Annotated in this window: 10 protein-coding genes; 6 read left to right on the top strand and 4 right to left on the bottom strand. The window is 65.2% G+C overall.

Annotated elements, in window-relative coordinates:
* Positions 1-44: 44 nt before the first annotated feature.
* Together ACFOM8_RS19435 and ACFOM8_RS19430 are read right to left on the bottom strand one after the other, a co-directional pair.
* On the bottom strand, positions 45-1,295 hold the full coding sequence (locus ACFOM8_RS19435) for a histidine kinase dimerization/phospho-acceptor domain-containing protein (RefSeq protein WP_377763936.1): 1,251 nt from the start codon (positions 1,293-1,295) through the stop codon (positions 45-47).
* Positions 1,292-1,945 (bottom strand): response regulator transcription factor, encoded by a 654-nt coding sequence (locus ACFOM8_RS19430; RefSeq protein WP_377763935.1) that lies wholly within the window; start codon positions 1,943-1,945, stop codon positions 1,292-1,294. The genes ACFOM8_RS19435 and ACFOM8_RS19430 overlap by 4 nt, the downstream gene beginning before the upstream one ends.
* Positions 1,946-2,146: 201 nt before the next feature.
* Between ACFOM8_RS19430 and ACFOM8_RS19425 the strand changes: the two genes are divergently transcribed.
* The 4 genes from ACFOM8_RS19425 to ACFOM8_RS19410 all read left to right on the top strand — a co-directional run bounded on the left by ACFOM8_RS19425 (position 2,147) and on the right by ACFOM8_RS19410 (position 3,990).
* Positions 2,147-2,536: a thermostable hemolysin gene (locus tag ACFOM8_RS19425; RefSeq protein ID WP_377763934.1), complete on the top strand. Its 390-nt coding sequence runs from the start codon at positions 2,147-2,149 to the stop codon at positions 2,534-2,536.
* A gap of 8 nt (positions 2,537-2,544) precedes the next feature.
* On the top strand, positions 2,545-2,730 hold the full coding sequence (locus ACFOM8_RS19420) for a thermostable hemolysin (RefSeq protein WP_377763932.1): 186 nt from the start codon (positions 2,545-2,547) through the stop codon (positions 2,728-2,730).
* Positions 2,727-3,755: an AMP-binding protein gene (locus ACFOM8_RS19415; protein ID WP_377763931.1), complete on the top strand. Its 1,029-nt coding sequence runs from the start codon at positions 2,727-2,729 to the stop codon at positions 3,753-3,755. The genes ACFOM8_RS19420 and ACFOM8_RS19415 overlap by 4 nt, the downstream gene beginning before the upstream one ends.
* 121 nt (positions 3,756-3,876) lie before the next feature.
* Positions 3,877-3,990: an SIP domain-containing protein gene (locus ACFOM8_RS19410; protein WP_377763938.1), complete on the top strand. Its 114-nt coding sequence runs from the start codon at positions 3,877-3,879 to the stop codon at positions 3,988-3,990.
* A gap of 261 nt (positions 3,991-4,251) precedes the next feature.
* On the opposite strand, the gene ACFOM8_RS19405 is transcribed toward ACFOM8_RS19410, so the two are convergent.
* Both ACFOM8_RS19405 and ACFOM8_RS19400 read right to left on the bottom strand, forming a co-directional pair.
* Complete coding sequence (locus ACFOM8_RS19405) at positions 4,252-5,418, bottom strand: ABC transporter substrate-binding protein (protein WP_377763929.1); 1,167 nt, start codon at positions 5,416-5,418, stop codon at positions 4,252-4,254.
* Complete coding sequence (locus ACFOM8_RS19400) at positions 5,411-6,439, bottom strand: GntR family transcriptional regulator (protein ID WP_377763928.1); 1,029 nt, start codon at positions 6,437-6,439, stop codon at positions 5,411-5,413. The genes ACFOM8_RS19405 and ACFOM8_RS19400 overlap by 8 nt, the downstream gene beginning before the upstream one ends.
* Before the next feature lie 252 nt (positions 6,440-6,691).
* Between ACFOM8_RS19400 and ACFOM8_RS19395 the strand changes: the two genes are divergently transcribed.
* Together ACFOM8_RS19395 and ACFOM8_RS19390 are read left to right on the top strand one after the other, a co-directional pair.
* Positions 6,692-7,981, top strand: a complete 1,290-nt coding sequence (locus tag ACFOM8_RS19395; protein ID WP_377763927.1) for an ABC transporter substrate-binding protein — start codon at positions 6,692-6,694, stop codon at positions 7,979-7,981.
* 96 nt (positions 7,982-8,077) lie between these two features.
* On the top strand, positions 8,078-8,920 hold the full coding sequence (locus ACFOM8_RS19390; protein ID WP_377763925.1) for an ABC transporter permease: 843 nt from the start codon (positions 8,078-8,080) through the stop codon (positions 8,918-8,920).
* Positions 8,921-8,923 lie beyond the last annotated feature (3 nt).

Genomic DNA, 8,923 nt, shown 5'->3' with positions numbered 1-8,923 from the left:
GAAGTTCTGGCAGGCTTCAGCACCCGCCACGATACGCCGCCCTCTCAAACCCCGTCACCCATTTCCCCGCATAGCTCCTTTGGTCCCGGCGGAAAGCGCACCGCCACCGACGCTGTGCCATCGACAATGGCGTAATCGACGGAAATCCCCTGCGCCTGCGCCACGCGGGTGACGATGGCAAGGCCAAGCCCCGCTCCCTTTGAGCCTGCAGACTTATCGAACATGACGTGATGGAAGCTCGCCCCCGGCAGAACGGTGTTGCTGACCGTCAGCACGGGGCCAGGCGACAGTATCATTCGCGGAGTGCCGTGGCCGTGGTCGGCTGCATTGCGCAGCAGGTTGCGCAGGATCAGCGCAAGCGCGTCGGGATCGACCGGAATCGAGATGGTCTCACTCTCGCCGTCGTCGAACAGCACCGGCGTGTCCAGATCGGCCGCCACCATCCGGGCCACCCGCACGAGATCGGACGGCCCGTGCCCCGCGACCCCCGCCTCAGCGCGCGACAGGTGCAGAAGGCGGTCGATCAGGTGACCCATGCGGTTCAAGGCGCCGGACAGGCGCTCGGCGGCCGCTTCGTCGCTCAGCCCTGCCGCGATCAGCTGGGCCTGCCCCGATGCGGCCGCGACCGGGGTGCGCAGTTCGTGTGCGGCATTTGTGGCGAACTGCCGCTCGGCCTCGACCCTGGCGCGGATATCGTCCAAGTAGACGTTCAGGGCCTGCGGGATCGGCGCCAGCTCAAGCGGCAGGTGATCTTCCGTGAGGGGGGACAGATCCTGCGCCGACCGGCCGCGCAGCGCCTGCGCAAACCGCGTCGCAGGTTGCAGGGCCGAGGCCACGGCCCTGCGCACGGCCACAAGCGCGGCCAGCAGGACCGGCAGCATCAGCGCAATCAGCCATGCCACGCTTTCCAGCAGTTCATCGCGGCGCCATTCGTCGCTTTGCCCCACCTCGACGGCAAGATCACCCCAGAGGGCGGACTGGCGATAAACGCGCCAGCCGGGGACATCGTGGCCACCATCCTCGGTCAGAGGCGGCCATGGGACGCCCGAGAGTTCCCGGCCGTCCTCGATGATGCGGATCATGCCCGCCGACCGCGCCATCGCGTCGACGTTGTCGGTGCGACGATGAAGATCGATCGTCAGTTGGGCCCAACCTTTCAGCGTCTCGTCCATCAGCTCCGACATCTCGTGGGCGATGACCAGGGCGGCAAGACCCACGCCAACAAGCCAGCTGAGGCTGGCGCCCAGCACCACCCGGCGCACCAGCCTGCCCCGCAGGGACCACGGGCGGCTCACGGGATCAGGTATCCGAGGCCACGCCGGGTCTGGATCGCGTCCGCGCCCAGCTTGGTGCGCAGGCGGGAAACATAGACCTCGACCGCATTGCCCTCGATCGCATTGTCGAAGGCATAAAGCCGTTCTTCCAGCACCTGCTTCGACAGCACGCGCCCCCGCGCCGACAGCAACGCGTCAAACAGCGCCCATTCGCGCGAGGTCAGGCGGATCTCGCTCCCGTCGCGGAACATCCGCGCGCCGGCCCGGTCTACTGTCAGCCCGCCGACCCTGCTCTCCGGTGCGGGATCGCCGGATGCGCGGCGGGCAAGGGCGCGCAGCCGGGCTTCGACTTCGGCCAGATCATAAGGCTTGACCACGTAATCGTCGGCCCCTGCATCCAGCCCAGCGATGCGGTCAGAGATCCGGTCCCGCGCGGTCGCGATCAGCACCGGCACCCTGTTGCCACCCCGACGCAGGTCGCGCAGCAGGTCCAGCCCCGAGCCGTCCGGCAGCGCGAGATCCAGCAGGATCGCCCTATGATCCGCCACGGCAATCGAGGTCCGCGCCGTTTCGAGGTCGGCGGCGTGGTCCACGGCATGGCCCTGGGCGCGCAGGAACCGCAGCAGCGCATCGGCGATATCGGCCTCATCCTCGACCAGCAGGACCCGCATGAGTGCCCCCTTCATGACGACAGGCCAGACATGCCGGGAAGACGCAGGCCGATCAACGAAAATTCGCATCGCGGAAACGTGAGGGCGAGCGCCCTGCCTGTAAGCTTGTCGCAAGGCTGGGCGGATTGATGGGCGCAACGAGCAGAAAAGGACCCACTGACATGACCGCCTTCACCTATCCCGTCGCCGCCGGGCCCCGGCATGCGGATTGACTTCCTGGACTGGCGGGATGCGGGCTGGCAGCCCGCCGCCGCCATGATCGAGGCGCATTTCCTTCAGGCCCATGGGGCGGAGATCACCGTGCCCGACATGCGCCTGGCCATCGCACGGTCTGGCAACGGTGCGATCCTGGGCGCCGCTGGGATGCGCGATGCCGCACGCGGGTTCTTTTCGCAGGTCTATCTGGAAGATCCCGTGGACCAGTTGCTGACCCACCTGTCGGGCAGCCCCGTCCTCCCCCAGGAGGTGATCGAGGTGACCTCGATGGCCTGCCCGCATCCTGCGGCGGCCCTGCCGCTGATCGAAGCCGTCACCGCCGAGGGGCGGCGCACAGGGAAATACTGGGGATTTTCACCGCAACGGGGCCGTTGATGCGGCTCTTGCGGCGCACAGGTGTGCCGCTGCTGCCGCTGGCCCCTGCCCGCCCCCACCGGCTGCCCTATGCCGCCCGCTGGGGCCGCTACTACCAGACCGACCCCTGGGTCTGCGCGCTGCAGGACAGCGCGCAGCCGCTGCGCTTCATGCCCCGCCGGGGCCAGCACCTGACCGGAGCCCGACCCGAATGACGCCGATCTTCGATGCCCTTGCCCGCCACGCACAGGACCGCCCCGGCGCCATCGCCTTTCGCGACGGCGAGCGCACCATGACCTGGGCGGACCTGGCCCGCGCCGTGTCCCGCGCGGCGGCGGGATTTGCCGCCGGCCCGCGCTGCGTGGGGCTGGCCCTTGCCGGGCTAGACTATGTAATCGGCGATCTGGCGGCGACGCTGGCGGGCCGTTGCGTGGTGCCGGTGCCCGGCTTCTTCTCGGCCGGGCAGGTCGCGCATCTGCTGGCCGACTCAGGGGCGATGCTGATCGATCGTCTGCCCGCTGATGCGACCGGGCTGCCGCTGGCCTATTCGGGCGGTGCCGCGCGGGTCATCTATACCTCGGGCACCACCGGCCGCCCAAAGGGCGTGATCCTGGGGGACCGTCAGGTGACGGCATCGGCCCTGGGGCTTTCGCAGGCGATTGGGCCCGGGCCGGGCGACCGCTACCTGTCGGTTCTGCCCCAGGCGCAACTTTTGGAACAGATCTCCGGTATCTTCCTGCCGATCCTCGCGGGGGCCGAGACGGTGCTGTGTCCTGAAGGCACTGCCTGCCTTTTTTCCGGCGACGGCCGGGCACTGGCCCGCCGCGCCGTTGCCTGTGATCCGACGGTAACAGTGCTGGCACCGCGCCAGTTGACGCTGTGGGTCGCCGCGCTGCGCGAAGGCATCCCTGCCCCCCGCGGGCTGCGCTATGTCGCTGTGGGCGGCGCCCCTGTCTCGCCCGCGCTGCTCGCCGAGGCGCGTGCCTTAAGCCTGCCCGTGGCCGAGGGCTATGGCCTGTCCGAGGCCTGCTCGGTGGTGGCCCTGACCCCTGCTGACGCGCCTGGGGGGTCGGCCATGCAGTCCGTGCCGGGACTGGACCTGCGGATCGAGGACGGAGAGATCGTCGTGGACGGCCCGACCGTAATGGCGGGCTATCTGGGCCGGGCGCCGCAGGTCGGAGTTCCCAATCATGCGCTACTATACCCCCCGCTGCTTCGACGCAGGCAGCCTTGCGTTTGATTCCACAGTCCGTGCAGCGGACCCGGCGAAGGCATGGGCATTGTCAATGCAGCTGGGCAACGTGCTGTAGATTAGCAGCCCGCACAGTTCAGCCATGGCGGCACCAGTCTTCGACTGATGACTGCTAGGGGGCGACGAAACCGCGTTGCCCGTTATCAACCGCTGGATCGAGGAGTTACACGCCGGCACCAGGGTCACCAGCCCAGTCGCCGTCAGTTCTGAAGCTGAGGAGTAGGTGATCGACAGTCAAGCCGACTACCCTCCACTATAGGATCGGCCCGTGGGACAGGACGCCGATCCCGTGCCACTTCTGGAAGTCCTGCGCGACCTAAACCTACTCCAAGGCCGGGCCTTTTTCTGAGCTGCAACCGAACCCAAGGCACGTAGCGCCATGCACGAATACATGGTGGGCGATCGCGGCCACCCGCTGACATGGCTGAAATCGTGGCGCATTGGCAGAAGGGGTGAGAGCCTATTCGCTTCCCGGCAGCCAGGCCTAACCTTGAAGGAACTCATGCCAGCGCCGGACCAGGTAATTGTGTTCGGGCATGATGGTGCTCCAGACGGTGATATTCGAAAGGCGCTGTTGATAGCTTCCTCCAGCGCGACGCTCGCCCTTCTGCACGATGATCGCTCCAGACTGGTCGGGCAGATCCGCGGCTGCCGGAAGGCCGCCATACCAATAGTCCCATTCCTGGTCCGTCAGGGTTTCGCACAGCCGCGACGGCACCGAGACGTAATAGCCCTGCCGCGCCATGATCGCGCCCGGTACGCCGTCAAGCCACCAGTTCAGATAGCGATAGGCCATATCCAAGCGGTCGCCGTGAAGGGCGGCGGACAGGCTCATGCCCGAATGCCAGCCACGATACCCTTCCACCGGGGCGGCATAGGTCAGATCGTGGTCCAAGCTCCTCAGCCCGTAATAGGCGGGCGACCACAACGAAGACAGGACGCAGCCCGACGTCGACAGCAGGCGGATCGAGTCCTCGGCCGAACTCCAGAAGCGGCTGAAATGGCCGCTGCGCTTGCGCGCCATCAAATGCCCGAACATCTCGTCGATCTCTTCGACCGTCAGATCGCCGGGGTCGCCTATCCTCATCAGCCCGGCGGCCTGGACGGCCAAGGCAAGCTCGACAGCGCTGGCAGCCGGATCCAGGCTCAGCGCGCATCGCCCATGCCAGCGGCTGTCCAGAAGCCAGGCCCAGCTTTCCGGCTCGGCAGGATGCCGGCGTAGCGCCAGTTCCGGCGCATAGGCGAAGCTATCCATGTTGTAAGAGGTCGGCAGCATCGAGATGACCGGGTGGGCCGAGGCGGGCGTGGCCGACAGCGACCGGTCGGGCTGGACGAACAGCACATCGGCGGGGCGCGTCCCGAAGCCGCGCCCCGGTCCTGCGAAGACATCCGAGGCCCAGACATCCCGCCAATGTCTGATCCGGGACGTGTCGATCGGCTGGATCGACCCTGCCGTCCACAGAAGGTCTACCGAATGGAACCACTGATCGTAGACGTCATAGCTGTCGGGGGACAGGACGCCCCGGCTCTGGCACGACAGCCCGTCCAGCACCTCGAACTGCACGGGGAAGTCCAGGTCGGCATGGGCCTGCCGGCGCAGCGCCTCGGTCAGGGTGGCGGATGTACCGATGACCCGCAGCGCCTCAGCCATCCTGGCCTCGATAGACGGGCGTCATATAGGGGGCCATGTCTGGCGCCTCGAGCAGCGACAGAACCCGTAGCCGCGCCAAGGCCAAGGCTTCGATGCGGCACAGGTGACCGTGCAGGACAGCCTGGGCCTGCCGGACCTGTCCCTGCCCCAGGTGACGCAGGATCCGGGCATATTCCTGCAGGGCGGGCAGGTCGTCGATGATGGGAAAGTGGCGCCTGAACAGGCGGGGCACCAGAAGGGACAACTGATTCCGGCGGATCGACCCCAAAAGACGCGAATTGCGCACGTCCCGGTACATGTCCACGAACATCGCCTCCTCCAGCCGATCGATTGTCGCGCCGCCGCAGGCGGGAAAGCTGTCGATCGCCGCCTCGATGTCCCCCAAAAGCCGGTCAAAGCCTTCGTTGGCGCGGTCGGCCGCGACCATCCCGAGTGCCCCGGGTTCAAGAAGGCGGCGCATCTGAAGCGTGTCGCGCAGATCCCGGGCCGTCATCTGGCCGACGATCCAGTGGGACTTGCGGTTCTTCTCGACCAGCCGCCGGTCCATCAGGCGCCACAATACCTCGCGCGCGACGGTGCGGCTGACGTTGAAATGATCGCCGAGTTCGGTTTCTTGGATGCGAAAACTGCCGAAGGGCATGCAGCTTGTGACGACATCGGCCACTTCAGAAAAGATCCGCTCCCACGAGGCAGTACGGTTCAGGTCGCCAGTTTCCGGTGCGAGGATTTCGTGCAGGCGCCGGGACGACAACCGCAGGGGAATGCCTGATCGTCCGACGACATAGCCCTGACCCGCCGCCGCAGTGACCAAGCCGTCTTCAGCGAGAAGCGCTAGGGCCCGGCGCACCGGCGCTCGGCTTATCCCCAGCTGGCTGGAAATCGGCGCCTCTTTCAGCAGGGCTCCTTCAGGCAGTTCGTCCTGCCGGATCTTGGCCGCAAGAAGATCACGCACAGACGTATACAGAAAGGCACTGCCCGTGTCCCTGACGCGGCCTGTCCATTCTTTGCCATCCGAGATCATGCCGATTCGCTCATTGCTCAAAATTCGCGCAGGTTTTCGGTGCAAACAGGCAGTCATTTCCCTGAATACCCTCAGCAATCCTAATAGATATATTCTTGGAGCAAAGCCGAAAATGCGCATTGCATCCCAAAGACAGTTTGCTACCGTAATCCTATCGCCGCTGAGTCTCAGAAGGCCGCAGAACTGGCCCGGGCCGGCGTAATTCCGTGGCAGATGCCGCGGCAACCAACCGGGAGAGATGGCATGATAGACATGAATGATGAGGACTCCGCGAGGCTGACGCGCCGCGGCTTTCTGAAGACCTCGGCCGCGACGGCCGGGGTTGCGGCCGGGTCCGGCATCCTCGGCGCGCCGATGATCTGGGCGCAGAACATCAAGGACGTGACCCTGAACCAGGTTGGGCCGTCCTATTCGGTGATCGCGGACATTGCGGAAAAGGCCAGTGCCGATTTGGGATTCAGGATCGTTCCGCAGACCGCCGACAGCACCTCGTTGATGACCAAGGTCGTCAGCCAGCCCGAGACCATCGATATCGCCGACCTGGAGTTCTGGGCCATGCAGAAGGTCTGGCGGTCGGGCAAGCTGCAACCCGTGGAAATTGCCAAGATCGCCAACTGGTCGAAGATGACGCCGCTGATGAGGGAGGGCAAGAACTTCGACGGGTCCGAGCTCTCTCGCCAGGGCACCATGCCCTTCGAGGTGATGTATACCGGCGGCCCCGGTGACACGTCCTTCGCAGCCGAGGCCACCGATTACGCGACCACCATGCCGACGATCTACAATGCCGACACGGTGGGAATCCGGTCGGACCTCATCGGTCGGCCTGTCGAAAGCTGGGCCGAGTTGTTCAACCCCGAATTCAAGGGCAAGACCGCCCTGGTGAACATCCCGCAGATCGGCATCATGGACGCCGCCATGGCGCTGGAGGCGATGGGAGAGATCACCTATGGCGACAAGGGCAACATGACCCGGGACGAGATCGACCACACCATCACCCGATTGATCGAGTTGAAGAAGGCGGACCAGTTCCGTGCCTTCTGGTCCACTTTCGACGAATCCGTGAACCTGATGGCTGCGGGCGAAGTGGTGATCCAGTCGATGTGGTCGCCTGCCGTGACGGCGGTGAAATCGCGCGGTCTCGAATGCGTCTATCAAGGCCTGAAGGAAGGGTATCGCGGCTGGGGCCTGGGAATGGGCCTAATGGGTCATCTGGAAGGGCTGAAGCGCGAGGCAGCTTATGAATACCTGAACTGGTATCTAACTGGCTGGCAGGGTGCCTTCATCGCCCGGCAGGGCTATTACTCATCGGTTCCTGAAACCGCCTTGGCCAACCTGACGCCGAATGAAGTGGGCTACTGGTACGAAGGCAAGCCCGCGACCGAGGACATCCTGGATCCTTACGGCGCGGTGATGGACAAGGCCGGCGCCGTACGCGACGGCGGGTCCTTCCAGGATCGCATGGGCAATGTCGCCTGCTGGAATACGGTAATGGACGAGGAACGCTACATGGTCCAGCGCTGGAACGAGTTCATCTCGGCCTGATGAGCGGGGCGGCGCGGCCCGCCGCCCCTTCATGGAACGGCACCTGGCCCAAGGAACCCTGTCATGTCCGCGCAATCATCGGGGGGCGGTACGCGCATGACCCCCTATCTTCAGGTGGCGCCGCTTGCCATCATCATGCTGGCCATGGTCGGCATTCCCATCGGCACGGTGCTGTTGCTCAGCTTCTGGGAGTCGGACGGGATTTCCGTCTATCCTGCCTTCACTTGGCAGAACTACCGCGACGTACTGTCCGCCGGCGTCACGCTGACGCTGTTTGTCAACACGCTGAAATACGCGGCTATGGTGCTGGTGGCGACCGTCCTGATCGGCTTCACATGTTCCTATTTTCTGGTTTTCCATGTCCGCAACCTGAAATGGCAGATCGGGCTGTTCCTGCTCTGCACGATCCCGTTCTGGACCTCGAACGTGATCCGCATGGTCAGCTGGATCCCCTTCCTGGGGCGCGAGGGGCTGTTCAACCAGATGCTGATGGGGGCGGGTCTGACCCAGCAGCCGCTGGACATCCTGCTGTATTCGGATTTCGCGGTGGTGCTGACCTATATCCACCTGTTCACGCTGTTCATGATCGTGCCGATCTTCAACAGCATGGCCAAGATCAACCCCAACCTGATCGAGGCCGCGCGCGACGCCGGCGCCAATTCCTGGCAGATCCTGACCGGCGTGATCATCCCGCTGTCCAGGACCGGAATCGCGCTTGGGTCGATCTTCGTGGTCACGCTGGTGATGGGCGATTTCTTCGTCGTCCGGGTGATGAGCGGGGGGCAAAGCGCGTCCGTGGTGTCGGCCATGAAGAACCAGATCGACCAGCTGTTCTATCCCCAGGCCGCGGCCCTGGCAGTGCTGCTGGTGCTGGTTGTGGTGCTGATGGTCTCGGCCATTCTGCGGGTGGTGGACATCCGCGCGGAACTGGCGCGGTAGGGG

The sequence above is a fragment of the Paracoccus angustae genome, from assembly GCF_042648745.1.
Taxonomy (GTDB): domain Bacteria; phylum Pseudomonadota; class Alphaproteobacteria; order Rhodobacterales; family Rhodobacteraceae; genus Paracoccus; species Paracoccus angustae.
This window is presented reverse-complemented; position numbering and strand designations above follow the sequence as displayed.